This window comes from Pseudomonas sp. GW821-FHT01A09 (assembly GCF_058986725.1).
Genome location: NZ_JBYSWB010000001.1, coordinates 477,252 through 496,561, shown reverse-complemented (window position 1 = coordinate 496,561; position 19,310 = coordinate 477,252). Strand labels below are relative to the sequence as shown.

Below are 19,310 nucleotides of genomic sequence, written 5' to 3'. Positions count from 1 at the left end.
CTCAGATGAAAATAACAGCGGCAGTACTTCGCGAATCGGGCCTGGCAGCGCCTTTCGCCGACAGTCGACCATTGCACATCACCGAGCTGGAACTCGCGCCCCCGGGGCCGGGCGAGGTGAAGGTAAAGATGATCGCCGCCGGTTTGTGCCATTCCGACCTGTCGGTGATCACCGGGGTGCGCCCGAGGCCGTTGCCCATGGCCCTGGGGCACGAGGCCAGTGCGCGGGTGGTGGAAGTCGGCGCCGGCGTGCGCAACGTGCGGGTCGGGCAGACGGTAGTGCTGGTGTTCGTGCCCAGCTGCGGGCATTGCGTGCCGTGCATGGAGGGCCGCCCGGCATTGTGCGAACCCGGGGCCGAGGCCAACGGCAAGGGCGAGATGCTCGAGGGCGGTTATCGGCTCAGCGCTGGCGGCAGTCATGTCAGCCATCACTGTGGGGTGTCGGCGTTCGCCGATCATGCGGTGGTGAGCGCGCGTTCGTGCATCCCCGTCGGCGACAGCATCGATCCGGTGGAGGCCGCGGTGTTTGGTTGCGCGGTGCTTACCGGAGTCGGTGCGGTGGTCAATACCGGCAAGCTCACCCCTGGCTCCTCGGCGTTGATTGTCGGTCTCGGCGGTGTAGGTTTGAGTGCGTTGCTGGGCGCCAGGGCCGCGGGCGCCAATCCGCTGATCGCAGTGGACGTGCAAGCCTCCAAGCTGGAGCTGGCGCTGTCTCTGGGCGCCACCGCCGCAGTCAACGCCCGTGACCCGGATGCCGTGGCGCAGATCCGCGAGCTGAGCCGCGGCGGGGTGGATTTTGCCTTTGAATTCGCCGGCTCCGTACCGGCCATGGAACTGGCCTATGGCGCCACGCGCCGCGGCGGCACCACGGTCACCGCAGGTTTGCCGCGGCCCGACGACCGCTGGCCGCTGCAGCAGCTCAGCCTCACCGCTGAGGAGCGCACCGTGAAGGGCAGCTACATCGGCTCGTGCATTCCGGCTCGTGACGTGCCGCGCTACCTGGGGCTGTACCGCAGTGGCGCGTTGCCGGTGGATCGTCTGATCGGGCGCAAGCTGGCGCTCGAAGAGATCAACGAAGGTTTCGACGGGCTGGCCAGCGGCAACAGCCTGCGCGACCTGATTGTGTTCTAGAGATTATTTTCCTGGAGAACGACATGGCTCAACTACAAGACAAGATCGCCATCGTCACCGGCGCGGCCAGTGGTTTTGGTGCCGGTATCGCGCGCCTGTACATCGCCGAGGGTGCCAAGGTGGTCCTCGCCGATATCAATGCCGAGGCGGCCGAGCGCCTGGCCTCCGAGCTTGGCGCCAATGCCCGTGCGGTACGCTGCGACGTGACCAAGGGCGATCAGGTGCAAGCGGCGGTGGAGTTCTGCGTCGGCGTGTTCGGCGCGCCGGATATCGTGGTCAACAACGCCGGCACCACCCATCGCAATCAGCCGCTGATGGATGTCGACGAGAACACCTTCGACCGGGTCTTCAACGTCAACGTCAAATCGATCTTCCATATGGTCAAGGCGGTGGTGCCGCTGATGCGCCAACGGGGTAGCGGTTCGATCATCAACGTCGGCTCGGTGGCGGGGATTCGGCCGCGGCCGGGGTTGACCTGGTACAACGGCTCCAAGGGCGCGGTGAATCTGCTGTCCAAGTCGCTGGCGGTGGAACTGGGGCCGGACGGTATTCGGGTCAACAATATCTGCCCGGTGATGGGCGAAACGGCGTTGCTGGAGGACTTCATGGGCATGCCGGACACCCCGGAGAACCGCGCACGATTCATCGCGACCATTCCACTGGGCAGGCTGTCGACGCCCGCAGACGTGGCGGCGGTGGCGTTGTTCCTGGCCAGCGATGCGGCGGCGTTCCTCAATGGTGTCGAGCTGCCGGTGGATGGCGGGCGGGTGGTCTGATCCGCATTGTCGCTGACAACCAACAGCAAAACGCCAACTCACTGTAGCGAGGGGGCTTGCCCCCGAAAATCTCCGAGTTGCGCCAGACCTTGAATCTTGGGGGCGTTCTGGGGATTTCGGGCGCAAGCCCCCTCGCTACATTCCGCATTCCGCAGTTCACAGCCCGCCGCTGGAAACCTGCAGTGCATCTAACCCGCCCAAGGCACCATCACATGGGCCCGAGCTCGGTCGGCATCGACCAACTGCGCGTTGGGCTCATCGGTGCTGTCGACCCAGGCCTGGGCTTCTTCGCGGCTGCGGCCGAAGCGCATATGCCGTTCCACCAACCGCGCGCGGCGCTGTGCCGGGCTGACCGCAACGAACCACAGATCGTCAAAGCACTGCGCCACCGGGGCCCAGTCACCCTCGGACAGCAGCAGGTAATTGCCTTCGCTGATCACCAACGGCACCTCGGCCGCCACCGCGATCGCGCCCGCCAGGCTTTCTTCGATCTGCCGGTCGAACAACGGCGCATACACGGTTTCACCCGGTTGCTGGGCCTTGAGGCGACGCAACAGCGCCAGATAACCGTGCACGTCGAAGGTGTCCGGCGCGCCTTTGCGCTCGGCCCGGCCTAGCCGCGCCAGCTCACGGTTGGCCAGGTGAAAACCGTCCATGGGCACCACCACCGCCTGGTCCCCGAGCGCCTCGGCGAGCAGTTGCGCCACCGTCGACTTCCCCGCTCCGGGTGTACCTGCAATCCCGAGCAGGCGGCGCCCGCCGCTGCGAATCATCATTCGGGCACGGTCGACCAGACCCTTGGGCAGTTGCGGGAGGGGCGCGGCAGTTTGCGTCATGTGAAGGCTCCGATTGCTGTTGTCGTGCCGGTATGACAACGGCAAACGGGATTTGCTGCTTGCACGGCCCAGGGAATTTATTCGGCCCTCATGCGTACTAACAACTGTTACAGGAAATTTCAGAGCGGTCTGCGGAGGCTCTAGCGCAGGCTGTCCAATAACATCGGGCCAACGGGATGACCCATGACGACCTATAACAACGTCGCAACTGAAGTAAAACGCCGCCCAGGGCTGGTGATCGGCATTGCCGTCATCGCCGCCCTGGGCGGTCTGCTGTTCGGCTATGACACCGGCATCATCGGTGTCGCCCTGCTGGGCCTGGGTCGAGAGTTCGCGCTCGATGACACGCTCAAGCAGCTGGTCACGGGCGGGATCATTTTCGGCGCCTTGTTCGGCTGCCTGGGCAGCGGGCCGATTTCCGACCACTTCGGACGGCGTCGCTCGATCATTCTGGTGGGCATCGTCTTCGCCGTCGGTTCGTTGCTGTCGGCGGTCTCGCCGAGTGTGCCGATCCTCATCCTGTCGCGCTTTCTGCTGGGCCTCAGCGCCGGCAGTGCGACGCAGATCATCCCCGTGTACATCGCCGAGGTCGCGCCCCCGGAGCACCGCGGCAAGCTGGTGGTGCTGTTCCAGTTCATGGTGGTGTTCGGCATCACCGTGGCCTACTTCACCGGTTTTGGCCTGGGCGATCACTGGCGCTGGATGTTCGGTCTGGGCGTGGTGCCGGCGATCATTCTGCTGCTGGGCATGACCGTGCTGCCGGAGAGTCCGCGCTGGTTGCTGGTCAAGGCTCGTGAATCCGAAGCGCTGGCGGTATTGCGCAGCGTGCGCAGCAGCGACCAGCAGGCCAGCGACGAGCTGGAAGAAATCAAGACCATCAGCCTCAAACAGCCCGAAGGCGAATGGCGCGATCTGGCCAAGCCGTGGATTCGCCCGGCCTTGCTGGTGGGGGCGTGCATCTCGATGTTCTCGCAGATCACCGGCAACAACGCGCTGATCTACTACGCGCCGACCATTCTTACCCAGGCCGGTTTTTCCGATCAGGTGGCGGTGTTGGCCACCGGCAGCAGCACTTTGCTGATCGTGCTGATGACGGTGGTGGGCAGCTGGCTGGTGGACAAATATGGCCGGCGTCGCTACCTGCTGTGGATGATCCCCGGCTCGATCGTTGCCCTGGCGCTGATGGGCTATCTGTTCATGGGCGCCGGCCCGACCACCGATACCCAACGCTGGGTGGTGGTGGCGTGTCTGGCCGCTTATCTGATGCTCAATTGCGGTGGCTTTGGCGTGTGTATCTGGCTGATCAACGCCGAGGTCTACCCGCTGTTCGTGCGCGGCAAGGGCGCGAGCGTAGGGGCGTTCAGTCACTGGTTCTTCGACCTGGTCGTGACCTTGACCACGCTCAGCCTGGTGACCTGGCTCGGCGTCGCGTACACCCTGTGGCTGTACACCGGCATCTCGCTGCTGTCGCTGATTTTCATCTATCGCTACGTGCCTGAAACCATGGGCAGGAGCCTGGAAGAGATCGAGCATGCACTGCGGGACGAGCGGTTTTACCCATATCAGCAGAAATCGGTGGGCTGAACGACTGCCAAACATGTGGCGAGGGGGCTTGCCCCCGATAGGGTGTGTCAGTCGCTGATAGGTGTCTGATCTGTCGTATCGGGGGCAAGCCCCCTCGCCACAGGGTTATCTGGGCTACCGCATCGAGTGTGCGCTGCGGGACAAGCGGGTCATCCGTATGAGCAGAAATCGGTGGGCTGAACGACTGCCGAACATGTGGCGAGGGGGCTTGCTCCCGATAGGGTGTGTCAGTCACTGATAGGTGTCTGATCTATCGTATCGGGGGCAAGCCCCCTCGCTACAGGGTTGCATCGAGCCTGCGGGAGAGCAGGTTCAGCCGTGGGTGGTCAGCTGATTGGCGAACTGGCCGATCGCATCCACCACTTTGCGTGCGCCATCTTGAATCTCGACGATGACGCCACCGGCCTGGTCGGCGAGTTCCTTGCCTTCGCCTGCCTGGCGCTTGCCGGTGTCGATCAGGCCCACAGCGGTCGCTGCCAGCGCCTGGTTCTGCTGGACCACTGCAGTGATCTCTTCGGTCGCCTTGCTGGTGCGCGATGCCAACTGGCGCACCTCATCGGCCACCACCGCAAAGCCCCGGCCTTGCTCACCGGCACGAGCGGCCTCGATGGCGGCGTTGAGGGCCAGCAGGTTGGTCTGCTCGGCAATGCTGCTGATGGTCTTGATGATGGTGCCGATCAGCTGGGACTGGTTATCCAGCGCGGCGATACCTTCCACCGCCTGATCCATGCACGCCGCCAGCTGACTCATGACCGCAACCGTCTGCTTGACCACGGCAGCGCCATCCTGCGCGGTGGCATCGGTGTGCTTGGAGGTACTGAAGGCGATATTGGCCGCTTCGGCGACGGCGATGTCGCGATTGACCTGGTCGGTGATCACCGTGGCGAACTTGACCACCTTGTAGAGCTTGTCATGGGCATCGAACACCGGGTTGTACGAGGCTTCAAGCCAGACCACTTGCCCATTGCGATCGATGCGCTTGAAGCGATTGGCGACGAATTCACCACGGCGCAGTTTGTCCCAGAACGCCTTGTAGCCTGGGGAGTTGTATTCCTCGGGCTCGCAGAACAGGCGGTGGTGCTTGCCCTTGATCTGATCGAGGGAATAACCCATGCCCTGCAGGAAGCGATCGTTGGCGGTGAGCACTTCGCCGTCGAGGTTGAACTCGATCACGGCGGTGGAGCGCAGCAGCGCCTTGATCAGGCTTTCGTCCTCGCGTGAGCGTTCGATGGTGCGGGTCAGATCGTTGCAATACATCGAGTAGTGACGGACCACGCCGTTGCTGGTCTTGATCGGCTGCACCACGGCCCGTAGCCAGGCTTCCTTGCCGTTGCCGCGCAACAGACGCACCGCGCCGCAGTGATGTTCGCCACGGCTCAGGGCGTTTTTCACCTTCTTGTAGGTGTCATCGTTCTTCAGGTAGGCGGGGACGAGTTCTTCGACATGCTTGCCCACCAGGCTGCCAGCGGGGTAGAGCATTTCCTTCTCGAAATTGGCGTTGGCGGACTCGATCCGGCCTTGCGGATCCAGATACAACGCCAGCATCTCGCTGTCGAGGCTGTCGCGAACCTGCTCGACGGAGGACAACTCCTCGCGCAGCGCCGCCAGTTCCTGTTTCAAATGCTTGTTGAACATCGCCCATGCCCAGCCTGTGATTTTTAGGATTATCACTGCATCGGCATGCATGGCCGGGACTTGAGCGGTTGGCGCAGTGGATACGCGCCACGCAAGCGAGTTCAGCGCGACCGCACCTGCGACAACGGCCTGGCCACCTGCTCCAGCGACTTGCCCTCGGCCGCCACGCCCCAGATGCCCTGCACGACCCCGGCGAAGATCATCAAGGCGGCGCCGATGAGGTAGCCGATGAACACGTTCATGCGCTCGTGACTCTCGATCAGTGCGCCGAACAAGGACGGACCGACGATGCCGCCCAGCCCGGTGCCGAAGGCATAGAACACGGCAATGGCCAGGGCGCGGATCTCCAGCGGGAAGGTTTCGGCCACGGTCAGGTACGCGGAGCTGGCGGCCGCCGAGGCGAAGAAGAAAATCACCATCCAGGCGATGGTCTGCTGGGTGACGTTGAGGATGTCCTGCTGAAACAGGTAGCCGCTGATCGCCAGCAGCACCCCGGACAGCGCATAGGTGCCGCTGATCATCACCCGTCGGCCGATCACATCGAACAGCCGGCCCAGCAGCAACGGCCCACAGAAATTGCCCAGCGCGAAGGGCAATACATACCAGCCGATATGCTCGGAGGGGACGTTATAGAAGTCGGTGAGCACCAAGGCGTAGGTAAAGAAGATCGCGTTGTAGAAGAACGCCTGGGCGGTCAACAGCGCCAGGCCTACCAGGGCGCGTTGGCGATGGACCACGAACAGGCTGGTGAACACCTCCTTGAGCGGCGTGTGGTCGCGGGCATGCAGGCGCAGGGGCTGTTCGGTCATGGGCGGGATGTCGATCCCGCGATCACGATAGTGTTGCTCGATGTTCTCGACGATACGCGTGGCTTCTTCAGGCTGGTTGTGGATGATCAGCCACCGCGGGCTTTCCGGCACCCACAGGCGCATCAGCATGATCACCAGGCCCAGCGCCGCGCCGATACCGAAACACAGACGCCAGCCCAGATCGCCGCCGACGTTGGCTGGATCGAGCAGGATGATCGAGCCAAAGGCGCCCAGCGCAGCGCCGACCCAGAAGGTGCCGTTGATGGTCAGGTCGACCCAGCCCCGGTAGCGTGCCGGCGTGAATTCCTGGATGGTCGAATTGATCGCCGTGTATTCACCGCCAATGCCGGCGCCGGTCAGAAAGCGGAACAGCAAAAAGCTCCACAGGCTCCACGAAAACGCCGTCAGCGCAGTGGCGCCGATGTACAGGAACAGGGTGATGAAGAACAGCTTGCGCCGCCCCAGACGGTCGGTGAGCCAGCCGAAGAACAATGCGCCAAGCACCGCGCCGGCGATGTAGATGGCGCCGGCCAGGCCAATATCGGCGTTGCTCATGTGCAGTGCGGGGCTGCTTTTCAGTGCGCCGGATACCGAGCCGGCAAGGGTCACCTCGAGGCCGTCGAGCAGCCAGGTGATGCCCAGGGCGAACACCAGAAGGGTATGAAAGCGCGTCCAGGGCAGACGATCCAGGCGCGCGGGCAGGTCTGTTTCGTAGATACGGTCTGCAGCGCTATCCGTAGTATCAGCGGCTGGCGACAGTGATTGGGTGCTCATGGCAACTCCTGTTGTTATGCGGCCAGTCGTCAAGACTGTGAGTGGCCGCATTTACGAGGAGTTCAATTGCCCAAAGGGGATCAAGTGGGCTCGTCAGCCGCTGCTTTACTTGCGCTGCAGGCCGCCGACGGGCGCCAGCCAGTTTTGCGCCTTGTCATCCAGCCACTGCTGCGCGGTGGCGGACTGTTTGACCCGCGCATCGAGGAACGCAATGCTCACCGCCGCCACACTGCCAGCCTGGCGGGCATCGAAGCCGGGATTGGCCGCACGCCCCGGACGGCGGCCGGAGCCGGAGGCCTCGTCTTCACCGGCGCGCGGCTTTTTCGCGCTCTTGTCGGCCTTGGCAATGGTCCCCGACAGAACCGTATGGGTCGCATCGTTGAGCATAAGCTGGTATCCGTCACGGCTCAGGCCGCGGAACAGGCCGGCGCGCTGTTGGGCGCTGGCGATCCAGCTGAACGGGTCCTCATCCATGGGACCGGTGATCGCCAGCAACGGAGTGTCGATCTGGCTATAACGACGAACGTCGACGCCCCCAGGCACGTAGGGGCTGAGCAACAGGGTGGCGAGAGGTTTCCAGTCCACTGGCCGTGGCTGGCCGGGCTGACGCTCACCGGACAGCGCGGCGGCGGTCTGCGCGCCTAGGTCAAAGCCGGCGACGGCGACTTTGCTGGTGTCCAGCGCGGCAAATCCGGCTTCCCCTGCCTGGCCGCGGCGCCGCGCTTCGCCGAGGATGCGATCGACTTCCATGACCCGGTTGGCGGCCGGCCCATCGGCGAAGGCGTTGGCGGCGATAGTGCGGAAGGCGCCGTCCCGGGCATTGCTGGTGTTGTAGATCGAGGCGTTGTCCCGGGTGGCCTGGATCGACAGCACGGCGTAGCCGGCATCGGCCCAGGTCTGGCGCCACAGTTCGCCGCCATTGGCGCTTTCGCCCAGGCCGGGCAGATAGAGGATTACCGGCACGTTGCTGGCGCCTTCCGGCACCAGCAGGGAGATATCGACTTCGTGCTTGCCCGTTGCCTCGTTACCCCAGGCCCAGCGGGTCTGGTAACTGGTGAACTTGAAGTGCTGCGGCGCCGTGTAGGCCGATTTGAGGTAAGTCTGGGTGGAAATGAACGGCGGCTCATCCTTGTCGGGCTGGCTGGAGCAGGCACCGAGTGCCAGGGTGAGGCCAAGAAGGACGGGCATAGCGAAGCGGGCAGTGGGAGCGGGCATGGGGAGCTGGACCGGGCCTGGGAGAGTGATGCCGCACAGGGCGGCGGTGGCGCATTATGACCGCAGCGGCGCGTTGGTGCCGTACGAACGAGTATCAATCAGGTAAAAAGTTGGTAAATGTTTTCTTTGGCGTACAGGGGTATGGCGAAAGGCTTACACACCGTAGTGGCGTTTGGCTCTATGCCGATAGGCGCCGGCGCAGTAATCTACACCCATCCACAGCGGCGCAGGCAGCGCCACTGGATCAAGGACGATCGACCATGGCCCGGAGGGCCGCCGACAGGAGTTGGAATGGTCTTGGGAAACCCGCTTCGGCGGGTTTTTTTTGGTCTGCGAGGCCTGCATGGCAAAACATCCTCTGCTCTACGCCCTTTGCTTGCTAGGTCTGATCGGCACCGCTTCGGCCGCTGAAGAATGGACCCGCGTCGGCCCTCTGGGCGACACCCCGGCCCATGTTCGCGCCGACCTGCCGTTGTCGGATCAGCAAGATCGCGGCAACTGGAAGCTCGACCCGCAGTTTTCCGACGAATTCGTCGGCAGCACGCTGGACGCCAGCCGCTGGCATCTGGTCGCGCCGGGCAAACCGGAAGAGGGGATAGGTCCGGCGCCTTCGGTGTTCGTGCACGAAAACGCCAGCGTCAGCGATGGCCTGTTGAAGATCGTGTTTCGCAAGCAGCAAGTGCCCTTCATGCAGGGCAATCCGGATTTCGCCTACACCACCGCCCTGGTGCGCAGTCAGCAGCGTACGCGCTATGGCTATTACGAGACGCGGGCCAAGGCCATGGATTCCGGCGCCTCTAGCGGCTTCTTCCTGCATTGGACAGGGTTGCCGGACAACGCCACCGAGATCGATATCTTCGAGATCGGCGGCCGCACCACCCACCCCGACTTCGACCGTGCCTACCACATGCACGCCCACGTCTGGCGCACACCCACCAGTGATCAGCATCAGGACATCGGCACGGCCTGGATGGCGCCCTGGCGACTGGCCGAGGACTACCACGTCTACGGCTTCGACTGGAGCGCGGAAAAGCTGATCTGGTACGTGGACGGCGTCAAGGTGCGCGAAGCCGCCAACACCCATTGGTTCTTCCCCATGCAACTGGTGTTCGACAGCGAAGCGATGTGGGCCTGGTTCGGTCCGGTGGACGATGCGTATCTGCCGTCCACCTTCGATATCGATTACGTGCGGGTGTGGCGGCAGGCCGACTAGTCGATGTGCAAGCGCTCGATCTTGCCCAGGATCACGGTGTAGGAGAACACCCCGATCATCGCGACGATCGCGCAAAAGCCTAATGCCCACTGGAACGAGCCGGTGCTCTGGACGATATAACCGATGGTGATCGGGGTAATGATCCCGGCCAGGTTGCTGGCGAAACTGATGACGCTGCCGGTCATGCCCACCAAGTTGCGCGGGGCGATTTCCGAGACCACCACCCAGTTGGTCGACGACATGCCCTGGGCGAAGAAGGCGAACGACAGGATGCCCACCACCAGGGTGTTGGAGCTGGTGAAGTTGGCCAGCACTATGGTGCCGGTCAGCAGCAGGCCGATGACCATGGGTGCCTTGCGGGCAAAGTTCACGCTCATGCCGCGCTTGATCATCCAGTCGCCCCAGGCGCCACCGAACATCACGCCCATGGCCGCCGCCAGGTACGGACCGATGGAGGCGAAGCCGGCGTGGAGCATGGTCATGCCGCGCTCCTGGATCAGATAGGTCGGAAACCAGGTCAGGAAGAAGTACAGCGTGCAGGTTGCCGCCAGCTTGCCAATGCACACGCCCCAGATCTGCCGGTAGGTCAGCAGCTTGCGCAGATGGTCCCAGCGAAACTGCTGGCCCTTGCCGGTATCGGTGGTGATGGCGCCGCCGTCGCGGATATAGGTCAGTTCCGCCGCGTTGGCCTTGGTCGCTTCATCAGGGTCGCGATAGACCTTGAACCACACCAGCGTCCACACCAGCCCCAGCCCCCCGGAGACGAAAAACACTTCGCGCCAGCCGTAAGTCTGCGCCACCCAGAACACTGGTGGCGTCAGCAGTGCGGTGCCGACGTAGACGCCCATGGAGCAGACGCTGCCGGCCACGCCGCGCTCCTTTTGCGGAAACCAGTTGGTCACCAGCTTGTTGTTGGCCGGAAACGCCGGGGCCTCGGCCGCGCCGACGCCCAGGCGCATGCCGAACAGTGACAGGAAGCTGCCGGAAAAACCCTGCAGCACGGTCAGCAGCGACCAGCCACCCAGGCAGGCGCCATAGGTCTTGCGGGTACCGAAGCGGTCGAGGAAGTAGCCGCCGGGCAGGGTCGCCGCAGCATAGGCCCAGGAAAACGCCGAAAACATGAAGCCCATGGCCACCGGGCTGACGCTGAACTCCTTGGAGATCAGCGGCGCGACGATGGACATGTTCGAGCGATCGAGGTAGTTGATGATGGTGCCGATAAACACCATGCTCAGCATCAACCAGCGCGTGCGGGTGCGATAGGGCGTATCGGTGGCGGTATACGACTTGGCGCGTTGGGTAGTTTCCAACATGACGGACTCCGTAGTTATTGTTATCGAGAGCGTTGTACGTATCGCGGCTGCAGCGAGTGTGCGGGCTGCTGGTCAATCCAGCAGGCTGACATCCACCCCCAGTCTGGCCGCCCATTCGCGCAGGCTTGCCTGTACCACGGGGTTGACCTTGACCCCCTCGCGGCGCGCGCGGGCGATGTTGGCGGTGGCCTGTTCGCCCGGCAGGCGCACCGGCCGTTGCGGATCGATCGGCGCGCAGGCGTGGCAGGCATCCACCAGGTAATCCATCTGTTCGAGCGATTCGTCGGCGCCGGCGAAGGCCTGCGGGTCGATCAGTTGCAGGTAGACGTTGGCGCCCCAGCGCTTGGGCGCGTCGCGGCGGCCGAAGCCGGCCAGGCCCTGAGTCAGAGCCTCGACCATCAAGGCCAGGCCAAAACCCTTGTGGCCCGATTCACTGCCGCCCAGCAGCATCAGGCTGCCGCGCGGATCCGAGGCTTCTACTACACGCGGGTCGCGGGTGGGCTGGCCGTTGCTATCGAGTAGCCAGGCCTGCTCGAACTGCGTGCCCGCCGCGACTTTTTCGCGGGTCATGGAGATAGTCGTCAGCGACGCGCAGGTATCCACCAGCACCGGCGCCGTCGAGGTCGGGAAGGCGAAGGCGAACGGGTTCGGGCTGAACAGCGCCTGCTTGCTGCCGAACGGCGCCACCGCCTTGGTGTGCGGGCCGGAGGAGGCGATCATGGCGTAGAAACCGCGGTCAGTGGCCTGTTTGGCCAGGGCCGCGAGGCAGCCGATATGGTGGCTGCGACGCATGGCGAAGGTGAACACGCCATGTTCCGCCACGCGCTCGAAACCCAGGGTGAGGGCGCGCTGCATCAACCACAGGCCGGGCAGGTAATCACCATCCCAGACCACTGTGGCACCGGTGTCGCGCACGGCCTCCGGCACGCCGGTGGCGGTCATGCCCCCGCTTTGCAACTCCTTCAGATAAGCGCCGCATTGTGCCAGGCCATGGGTTTCGCGGCCGAGCATGTCAGTCAGCAACAGCAGTTCGGCGACGCATTGGGCTTTTTCGGTGTCCATGCCGGCGGCGCTGAACAGCGCAGCGGCCAGACTCGCAAGGGCTTGAGGGGGACGGTAGAGCGCAACTGCGGACATGCACACCTCTTCTTTTTATGGGTAAGGCTGACGCGCAACATCCAGGCGTCGTTTAGCTGCTCACGCTAAATGAGCAGTTAGATACCGTCTACGCTTGTGTTTGTATCAGATGATACCTATTGTGCATCGATGATCACTCTGGCTCAGCTGCGTTGCTTTCTCGCCGTCGTCGATGAAATGAATTTTCGTCGCGCTGCGGCGCGCCTGAACATGACTCAACCACCGCTGACGCGGCAGATCCAGGCGCTGGAGCATCAGGTCGGCGCGCCATTGTTCGAGCGCAGTTCGCGCAACATCCGCCTGACCGCCGCTGGCGAGCATTTCGTGCGCTCCGCGCGGCGTATCATGGCCCAGTCCCTGGAGGCGGTGCGTGATGCTCGGCGTATCGCCGGCGGCGACAGCGGCGCCCTGACCATCGCTTTCACGGCGGCGTCCAGTTATGTCTTTCTGCCACGGATGGTGGCGTTGTTGAGAGCGCAGATGCCCGACGTGTCCCTGACCCTGCGGGAAATGACCTCGCCCCAGCAGTTGGCGGCGTTGCGTGACGAGCAGATTGACATCGGCCTGTCGCGCCCGCCGATGGTCCAGGCCGGCATCGATTCCCAGCGGGTCTACCGCGAGCGGCTGTGCGCGGTGCTTCCCGCAGGCCATCGCTTGGCCGAGGTCGAGTCGATCGCGCTGGAGGCCCTGGCCGGCGAAACGCTGATCACCTATCCGCCCGTCGAGGCGCTGTATCTGCATGACCTGATCAATGGCTGGTTGCACGTGCGCGGGGTGACCTTTGCCGATGTCCAGCATGTCACCCAGACCCACTCCATCCTGGCGCTGGTGGCCGCCGGGCTGGGCGTCGGTATCGTGCCGCAGTCGGTGGAGCGCTTCATGCCGGCCGACGTAGTGCTCAAGCCAATCGTGGGGGCCGAGGAGGTAAGCGTGGACCTGATCCTGGCGTGGCGGCGCAATACCGACAACGCTGCGTGCCTGCCTGCTGCGCGATTGATCATCGATACCCTGCTGTAGCAATGGGGCAGCGCAGCCCACCATATCACTCGGCATGCGAACCCCATCCTCGGCAGCGATGTTCACTATCGTCAGCAGTGATTTCTGCCCGCGCGGGCGGCTCCCTAGAATGGCCACACAGACCAGGGAGCAACTACCATGCCAGCCACTCAATCCTTTCTTCGCCGTTTTACCTTTGTTTTCGCCGCCGTTGCCATCGTCGTCCTCAGCGGTTGCGCCACTTCCCAGCAAGCCTACCTGGCCGACTCCAGCCCGGCGCAGAGCATCCAGTGTGCTGGCGTGTTCGGCAGTTGGGATGCTTGCCGCACGCAAGCGGCGGTGGCCTGTGGTGATACCGGTTATCAGGTAATCGCTCGCAACCATGTCGATGGCTTGTCGGAAACCGAGGCCGAGCAACAGGTCGCCAGTCAGGCTTTCCACGAACGCAACATGCTGATTCAGTGCGGTGTTGGCGCAACGCGCCTGGCCGGTCTGAGCACTCATTCGGATGCCAGCGCCGAACTCTGATGCACACCTTGGCGCCGAGGCGGGTCTGTATCGGCGCTCTGATGCAAGTTGCTACTAGCTGTTACCACCGTTGAACGACTATTCTGAACCCTGCGCAGTGGTTTCCGTCCACATGCTATAGAAGCGTCTGGGCCGGTATTGCTCCATCCTCTAAAGCATCCTTTGAAGCCTTCTTCAAAGTGATATCCGGGCAGACCAGGGAGGACAGTCGGTGATACCCATCCGTGAATTGCGACAGATCATAGAATCGAGCTTCGGGCCAATGACCTGCACCTGCGCAGTCAATCCCGGCGGCACGCTGACCATCGAAGTGACCGATCCGCACACGGGCCAGGTCGACCTGCTGGTCGTCGGGGTGCCCACGCAAAAGCTGGTCTCGGTGCGCGCCATCAACGACCTGATCGCTGAGCTGCGGGCCGAACTTCGGGCCAACCAGGAATGGTTCAGCCGTAATGGCCAGCCATCGGGGGGCAGCAAGACGCACAATAACTAGTCCAGGACCGATCCCGATGGCGAGCGCAAGCTACCAGCGGCAGTTGCCTGAACGGGGCATATGCCCTATGTTCAGCGTTTCGCTCCCTCGGACACATCCTGCATCATGCCCAACGATCAAGCCGGCCTGTGCTGTGCAACAGCCATGCGCAAGGCCTCCCGACGCATCACCCAGTTCTACGACGACGCGTTGGCGCCCTCGGGCCTGCGCTCGACGCAGTACGCCATCCTCGCCGAACTGGCCGCGCGGGCGCAGTGCCCGCCGACCCTGCAGGAGCTCGCCGATGCGCTGGTGCTGGACCGTTCGGCGCTAGGCCACAACCTCAAACCGCTGGAGCGCGATGGCTTGATCGGGCAACAGCAAAGCATCGAGGACCGCCGTCGCCGGCTCATCACCCTGAGCACCGAAGGGCGTACGACCTTCGAGTACGCCAGGGGCCTGTGGAAACACGCCCAGGACCACTTTCTCGACGTGTTCGGCGAAGACAAGGCCTGCGCCTTGCGCCAGACCCTGCTGGCAATCGCCTACGACGATCGTTTGGTGTCGGCCAGGGGTTGAGGCGTGACTGAGGTAATGGCAACAGGGCAAGGATTCATCCTGACCCGGCATTGGCACGACAGCCCCCAAGGCACCTGGGTCGAGTTCTGGCTGGCCACCGATCAGGGCCCACGCCATCTGCGCCTGGCGCCGCAGCCCTCGGTGGCGTTTTTTCCTACGGCCCAGCGCGAGCAGGTACAGGCGTTGCTCACGGACGAGGCGGGGGTCGATATCCGCCCCCTGCAGCTGCGTGACTTTCAGCATCGCCCGGTGTCGGGTCTGTATTGCCAGCAGCATCGCCAGTTGATGGCGTTGGAAACCCTGCTGCGGCGCCACTCGATCGACGTCTATGAAGCCGATATTCGTCCGCCCGAGCGCTTCCTGATGGAGCGCTTCATTACGGCACCGGTGAGCTTCAGTGGCCAGCCGGACGCCCAAGGTGTGTTGACCAACGCCCAGCTCAAACCCAGCGCCGCCTACCGACCCCAGCTGCGCCTGGTATCGCTGGATATCGAGACCACCGAGCGGGGCGAGCTGTACTGCATCGGCCTCGAAGGCTGCGGGCAGCGCCAGGTGTACATGCTCGGGCCAGCCAATGGCGACGCCTCGCGGATCGATTTCGATCTGCAATACTGCGCCACCCGCGTGCAGCTGCTCGAAGCCTTGAACGCCTGGATGGCACGCCATGATCCGGATGCGATCATCGGCTGGAACCTGGTGCAGTTCGACCTGCGCGTCCTGCATCAGCATGCCCGGCAGCTGGCGGTGCCGCTGCGCTTGGGGCGTGGTGGCGAGGAGATGCAGTGGCGCGAGCACGGCAGCCAGCAGCATTACTTCGCCTCGGCGGCGGGGCGCTTGATCGTCGATGGCATAGAAGGCCTGCGCTCGGCCTTCTGGAGTTTCAGCTCGTTCAGCCTCGAGAACGTCGCCCAGACCCTGCTCGGTGAGGGCAAGGACATCGACAATCCCTACCAGCGCATGGCCTCGATCAACCGCATGTTCGCCGAGGACAAGCCCGCGCTGGCACGCTACAACCTCAAGGACTGCGAACTGGTCACGCGGATATTCGCCAAGACCGAGCTGCTGACCTTCCTGCTGGAGCGAGCCACGGTCACCGGCCTGCCGGCGGACCGCAGCGGCGGCTCGGTGGCGGCCTTCGGGCACCTGTACATTCCGCTGATGCATCGCCAGGGTTTCGTGGCGCCCAACCTGGGGGACATCCCCGCTCAGGCAAGCCCTGGCGGCTTCGTCATGGAATCCTCGCCGGGCTTGTACGAATCGGTGCTGGTGCTGGATTACAAAAGCCTTTACCCCTCGATCATCCGCACCTTTCTGATCGACCCGGTCGGGCTGATCGAAGGCTTGCGGCAATCCCCCGAGGATGACCCGGTACCGGGCTTTCGCGGGGCCAGATTCTCCCGCGAGCGGCACTGCCTGCCGGCGATCATCGAAAGCGTCTGGCAAGGCCGCGAAGCCGCCAAGCGCGACGGTAACGCGCCGTTGTCGCAGGCGTTGAAGATCATCATGAACTCGTTCTATGGCGTGCTGGGCTCCAGTGGCTGCCGGTTTTTCGATACGCGCCTGGCGTCGTCGATCACCTTGCGCGGCCACGAGATCATGCAACGCACCCGGCAGTTGATCGAGGCGCAGGGCTACAGCGTGATCTACGGCGATACCGATTCCACCTTCGTGTGGCTCAAGGGCAGCCACGACGAAGCCCAAGCGACGGCGATCGGCCAGGGGCTGGTCGCTGGAGTCAATCAGTGGTGGCGCGAGCATCTGCAGGCGCAGTACGGCTTGGACAGTGCGCTGGAGCTGCAGTACGAGACGCATTACCAGCGCTTCCTGATGCCGACCATCCGTGGTGCCGAGGAGGGCAGCAAGAAGCGCTACGCCGGCCTGATCGCCGAGGCCGACGGCAGCACGCGGATGGTCTACAAAGGCCTTGAAACGGTGCGCAGCGACTGGTCGCCTTTGGCGCGGGAATTCCAGCAGGCGCTGTACCGGCGGATCTTTCTACGCCAGGAGTATCGCCAGTTCGTGCGCGATTACGTGGCGCGCACCCAGGCCGGCGAGTTCGATGAACTGCTGATCTACCGCAAGCGCGTGCGCCGCCCGCTCGACCAGTACCAGGTCAACGTGCCGCCGCCGGTACGGGCCGCGCGCATCGCCGACCAATACAACGCCCGGCACGGCCGGCCACTGCAGTACCAGCGCGGCGGCTGGATCAGCTACGTGATCACCGTCGCCGGGCCGGAACCCCTGGAAACCCGGGCTTCGGCAATCGATTACGATCATTACCTGAGCAAGCAGCTGCAGCCGGTGGCCGATGCCATCCTGCCGTTTGTGGGCGACGATTTCGCCACCTTGATTGGCGGGCAGATGGGCTTGTTTTAAAGTGCACGCCACTTGACCCTATGGATGATGCCGCTTGAACAAAAAATTCGTTTCCGGGCTGTTGCTGGCGTTGCTGATCGCCACCGCGCCCTTGGCCGAAGCCCGCAATGACCGGCGCAACAATGATTCAGTGGCGGGGGTATTCGACTACTACTTGCTGGCCCTGAGCTGGTCGCCGACTTTTTGCCTGACCCATGCCGATAACGAGCAATGCACCGGCAAGGGCTATGGCTTCGTCTTGCACGGGTTGTGGCCGCAGTACGATCGCGGCGGCTGGCCGCAGTTCTGCAAGGGCGGGGCAGCGTTGACGGCAGCAGAGCGGAACCAGGGGCGCAGCTTGTTCGTGAGCGGCCAATTGATGGACCATGAATGGAAAAAGCACGGTACTTGCACGGGTTTGGGCGGCGCTGGCTATTTCACCCAGGCGGACAAGGCACTGGCGGTGGTGAAGATCCCCGCGCAGCTGGAGCCCTCTACCACCTCCCAGAGCCTGGCCCCCAAGGCCATCGTCGATCTGTTCCAGCGCGCCAACCCCGGGTTGCCGAGCAATGCCATTGCGGTGCGTTGCAACGGCCCGGAGCTGTCCGAGGTGTGGGTATGCATGACCAAGGACCTGACGTTCAGGGCTTGTGACGCCGGGGTTCGCAATCAATGCCGCAGCGGTGAGGTGCGGATCCCCGCCGTACGCTAGCCCGGCGCGGCCACGTGGCCTGTGCAATCTTCAGGGCTGAGGCGGGGCAGGCAACGCCATCCCCTTGGGCCACAGCAGCCAGATCTGCCCCTGTTGCTTCATGTTGCCCGCCAGTTCGCCAGCCTGGTCGCCGGTCCCCCAGAACAGGTCGGCACGCACCTCGCCGGCAATCGCACCACCGGTATCCTGTGCCGCTACCGGGCGCACCACCGGGCTACCGTCCGGGCGGGTAGTGTTGAGCCACAACAGGCTGCCCAGGGGAATCACCTTGCGGTCGATGGCCACGCTGTAACCCGTGGTCAGCGGCACGTTCAGCGAGCCGCGTGGCCCCTCGTTGCTGTCCGGGCGGGTGGTGAAGAACACATAGCTGGGGTTGCTGGCGAGCATTTCCGGCAGGCGCTGCGGGTTGGCCAGCGCCCAGTCACGGATCTTGCCCATGCTCACTTCTTCTTTTTTCAACTGCCCTTGCTCCACCAGCCAGCGGCCCACCGGCTTGTACGGGTAGCCGTTCTGATCGGCATAGGCGATGCGCAGCTGCCGGCCGTTGTCCAGGCGGATCCGGCCCGAACCCTGGATCTGCAGAAATTGCAGGTCGATCGAGTTGTTCAGCCAGGCCAGCACGGGTGCGTTGGCGCCCTTGCCTTGAATGGTGGCGGCGTCGTCATAGGGCTTGAGCACACGGCCTTCAAGGCGGCCGCGCAGGCGCTTGCCCTTGAGCTCGGGGTAGATGCTGTCCAGATTGACGATGATCAGGTCGTCGGGCACGCCATATACCGGCACCGTATCGCGATCGGTGCGCTGCAGGCTGCCGGGATAGACCGGCTCGTAGTAACCGGTGATCAAGCCCTTGTCATCGCCGCCCGAACGCAGACTGTAGACCTGCAAATTCTGTTGCAGAAAGGCGCGTACCGCCGGGGCGTTGTTCTGTACCTGACTGGCGGCGCTGCAGGTGGCGCCCCAGTTCGGATCCTTGGCCAGCCGCGTGCAGGCCGACGACCAGGCCGCAAAGCCGGCCAGCAGATCGGCGTCGCTGACCGCGGGCAGCGCGGACCAGTCGACGCTGACATAGGTTGGTGACTTGGGCACGGGTGCGGGGGGCGGAGCACTTTTGTTGCAACTGGCCAGCAACACGAGCAAGGGCAGGGTGCACAGACGCAAAGCGCGCCACGAAAAGCGGAGATCAAGCACGCGAAGCAACCTTAGCTGATGAATTCGAGGCCGCTAGCTTGGGCAAAGCCGGGCGGTG

Annotated in this window: 16 protein-coding genes and 2 pseudogenes; 10 read left to right on the top strand and 8 right to left on the bottom strand. The window is 63.8% G+C overall.

Translation table 11 applies throughout. The features are described from left to right. Positions 1 to 5 precede the first annotated feature (5 nt). The gene (locus AC3WJP_RS02205) at positions 6 to 1,130 is read left to right on the top strand and encodes a zinc-dependent alcohol dehydrogenase family protein (RefSeq protein WP_493719584.1); all 1,125 of its coding nucleotides are present in this window, start codon (positions 6 to 8) and stop codon (positions 1,128 to 1,130) included. A 23-nt stretch (positions 1,131 to 1,153) separates the two neighbouring features. Then, positions 1,154 to 1,906, top strand: coding sequence for an SDR family oxidoreductase (locus tag AC3WJP_RS02200; protein ID WP_493719583.1), 753 nt, complete (start codon positions 1,154 to 1,156; stop codon positions 1,904 to 1,906). A gap of 188 nt (positions 1,907 to 2,094) precedes the next feature. Here the strand turns inward: AC3WJP_RS02200 and AC3WJP_RS02195 are convergent, their stop codons facing one another. Further along, on the bottom strand, positions 2,095 to 2,742 hold the full coding sequence (locus tag AC3WJP_RS02195; protein WP_493719582.1) for a nucleoside/nucleotide kinase family protein: 648 nt from the start codon (positions 2,740 to 2,742) through the stop codon (positions 2,095 to 2,097). A gap of 183 nt (positions 2,743 to 2,925) precedes the next feature. Between AC3WJP_RS02195 and AC3WJP_RS02190 the strand changes: the two genes are divergently transcribed. Continuing rightward, positions 2,926 to 4,326: a sugar porter family MFS transporter gene (locus AC3WJP_RS02190; RefSeq protein WP_493719581.1), complete on the top strand. Its 1,401-nt coding sequence runs from the start codon at positions 2,926 to 2,928 to the stop codon at positions 4,324 to 4,326. Positions 4,327 to 4,638: 312 nt separating this feature from the next. Here the strand turns inward: AC3WJP_RS02190 and AC3WJP_RS02185 are convergent. The 4 genes and pseudogenes from AC3WJP_RS02185 to AC3WJP_RS02170 all read right to left on the bottom strand — a co-directional run. Further along, positions 4,639 to 5,076, bottom strand: a pseudogene (locus AC3WJP_RS02185) (methyl-accepting chemotaxis protein); the annotation flags it as partial. 123 nt (positions 5,077 to 5,199) lie between these two features. Continuing rightward, positions 5,200 to 5,871, bottom strand: a pseudogene (locus tag AC3WJP_RS02180) (PAS domain-containing protein); the annotation flags it as partial. A gap of 191 nt (positions 5,872 to 6,062) precedes the next feature. Further along, on the bottom strand, positions 6,063 to 7,544 hold the full coding sequence (locus tag AC3WJP_RS02175; RefSeq protein ID WP_493719580.1) for an MFS transporter: 1,482 nt from the start codon (positions 7,542 to 7,544) through the stop codon (positions 6,063 to 6,065). Positions 7,545 to 7,649: 105 nt separating this feature from the next. Then, the gene (locus AC3WJP_RS02170) at positions 7,650 to 8,759 is read right to left on the bottom strand and encodes an alpha/beta hydrolase family protein (RefSeq protein WP_493719579.1); all 1,110 of its coding nucleotides are present in this window, start codon (positions 8,757 to 8,759) and stop codon (positions 7,650 to 7,652) included. A gap of 343 nt (positions 8,760 to 9,102) precedes the next feature. Here AC3WJP_RS02170 and AC3WJP_RS02165 point away from each other — a divergent pair, with 343 nt between their 5' ends. After that, positions 9,103 to 9,972, top strand: coding sequence for a family 16 glycosylhydrolase (locus tag AC3WJP_RS02165; RefSeq protein WP_493719578.1), 870 nt, complete (start codon positions 9,103 to 9,105; stop codon positions 9,970 to 9,972). Here AC3WJP_RS02165 and AC3WJP_RS02160 read toward each other — a convergent pair. Beyond that, positions 9,969 to 11,285 carry an MFS transporter gene (locus AC3WJP_RS02160; protein ID WP_493719577.1) on the bottom strand — a complete coding sequence of 439 codons (1,317 nt, stop codon included), beginning with the start codon at positions 11,283 to 11,285 and terminating at the stop codon, positions 9,969 to 9,971. The two genes, AC3WJP_RS02165 and AC3WJP_RS02160, sit on opposite strands and share 4 nt — an antisense overlap. A gap of 72 nt (positions 11,286 to 11,357) precedes the next feature. Next, positions 11,358 to 12,422 carry an Ldh family oxidoreductase gene (locus tag AC3WJP_RS02155; RefSeq protein ID WP_493719576.1) on the bottom strand — a complete coding sequence of 355 codons (1,065 nt, stop codon included), beginning with the start codon at positions 12,420 to 12,422 and terminating at the stop codon, positions 11,358 to 11,360. Between the two features lie 129 nt (positions 12,423 to 12,551). Here AC3WJP_RS02155 and AC3WJP_RS02150 point away from each other — a divergent pair, with 129 nt between their 5' ends. From AC3WJP_RS02150 to AC3WJP_RS02125, 6 genes are all read left to right on the top strand, one after another. Continuing rightward, positions 12,552 to 13,439, top strand: coding sequence for a LysR family transcriptional regulator (locus tag AC3WJP_RS02150; RefSeq protein ID WP_493719575.1), 888 nt, complete (start codon positions 12,552 to 12,554; stop codon positions 13,437 to 13,439). Between the two features lie 138 nt (positions 13,440 to 13,577). Beyond that, entirely contained in the window at positions 13,578 to 13,946 is a 369-nt protein-coding gene (locus AC3WJP_RS02145) for a hypothetical protein (RefSeq protein WP_493719574.1), read from the top strand. A 211-nt stretch (positions 13,947 to 14,157) separates the two neighbouring features. Continuing rightward, positions 14,158 to 14,439 carry a DUF1652 domain-containing protein gene (locus tag AC3WJP_RS02140; RefSeq protein ID WP_493719573.1) on the top strand — a complete coding sequence of 94 codons (282 nt, stop codon included), beginning with the start codon at positions 14,158 to 14,160 and terminating at the stop codon, positions 14,437 to 14,439. A gap of 105 nt (positions 14,440 to 14,544) precedes the next feature. Continuing rightward, positions 14,545 to 14,997, top strand: coding sequence for a MarR family winged helix-turn-helix transcriptional regulator (locus AC3WJP_RS02135; protein ID WP_493719572.1), 453 nt, complete (start codon positions 14,545 to 14,547; stop codon positions 14,995 to 14,997). A 15-nt stretch (positions 14,998 to 15,012) separates the two neighbouring features. Then, on the top strand, positions 15,013 to 17,373 hold the full coding sequence (locus tag AC3WJP_RS02130) for a DNA polymerase II (RefSeq protein WP_493719609.1): 2,361 nt from the start codon (positions 15,013 to 15,015) through the stop codon (positions 17,371 to 17,373). Between the two features lie 34 nt (positions 17,374 to 17,407). After that, on the top strand, positions 17,408 to 18,064 hold the full coding sequence (locus AC3WJP_RS02125) for a ribonuclease T2 family protein (RefSeq protein WP_493719571.1): 657 nt from the start codon (positions 17,408 to 17,410) through the stop codon (positions 18,062 to 18,064). Between the two features lie 30 nt (positions 18,065 to 18,094). Here AC3WJP_RS02125 and mltA read toward each other — a convergent pair whose 3' ends face one another. Further along, positions 18,095 to 19,252, bottom strand: a complete 1,158-nt coding sequence (gene mltA, locus AC3WJP_RS02120) for a murein transglycosylase A (RefSeq protein ID WP_493719570.1) — start codon at positions 19,250 to 19,252, stop codon at positions 18,095 to 18,097. Positions 19,253 to 19,310: the final 58 nt, after the last annotated feature.

What these genes read in the sequence shown, in the direction of transcription:
- AC3WJP_RS02205 (WP_493719584.1), top strand. Translation starts at nt 6, where the DNA reads ATGAAAATAACAGCGGCAGTACTTCGCGAATCGGGCCTGGCAGCGCCT.
- AC3WJP_RS02200 (WP_493719583.1), top strand. Translation starts at nt 1,154, where the DNA reads ATGGCTCAACTACAAGACAAGATCGCCATCGTCACCGGCGCGGCCAGT.
- AC3WJP_RS02195 (WP_493719582.1), bottom strand. Translation starts at nt 2,742, where the DNA reads ATGACGCAAACTGCCGCGCCCCTCCCGCAACTGCCCAAGGGTCTGGTC.
- AC3WJP_RS02190 (WP_493719581.1), top strand. Translation starts at nt 2,926, where the DNA reads ATGACGACCTATAACAACGTCGCAACTGAAGTAAAACGCCGCCCAGGG.
- AC3WJP_RS02175 (WP_493719580.1), bottom strand. Translation starts at nt 7,544, where the DNA reads ATGAGCACCCAATCACTGTCGCCAGCCGCTGATACTACGGATAGCGCT.
- AC3WJP_RS02170 (WP_493719579.1), bottom strand. Translation starts at nt 8,759, where the DNA reads ATGCCCGCTCCCACTGCCCGCTTCGCTATGCCCGTCCTTCTTGGCCTC.
- AC3WJP_RS02165 (WP_493719578.1), top strand. Translation starts at nt 9,103, where the DNA reads ATGGCAAAACATCCTCTGCTCTACGCCCTTTGCTTGCTAGGTCTGATC.
- AC3WJP_RS02160 (WP_493719577.1), bottom strand. Translation starts at nt 11,285, where the DNA reads ATGTTGGAAACTACCCAACGCGCCAAGTCGTATACCGCCACCGATACG.
- AC3WJP_RS02155 (WP_493719576.1), bottom strand. Translation starts at nt 12,422, where the DNA reads ATGTCCGCAGTTGCGCTCTACCGTCCCCCTCAAGCCCTTGCGAGTCTG.
- AC3WJP_RS02150 (WP_493719575.1), top strand. Translation starts at nt 12,552, where the DNA reads ATGATCACTCTGGCTCAGCTGCGTTGCTTTCTCGCCGTCGTCGATGAA.
- AC3WJP_RS02145 (WP_493719574.1), top strand. Translation starts at nt 13,578, where the DNA reads ATGCCAGCCACTCAATCCTTTCTTCGCCGTTTTACCTTTGTTTTCGCC.
- AC3WJP_RS02135 (WP_493719572.1), top strand. Translation starts at nt 14,545, where the DNA reads ATGCCCAACGATCAAGCCGGCCTGTGCTGTGCAACAGCCATGCGCAAG.
- AC3WJP_RS02130 (WP_493719609.1), top strand. Translation starts at nt 15,013, where the DNA reads ATGGCAACAGGGCAAGGATTCATCCTGACCCGGCATTGGCACGACAGC.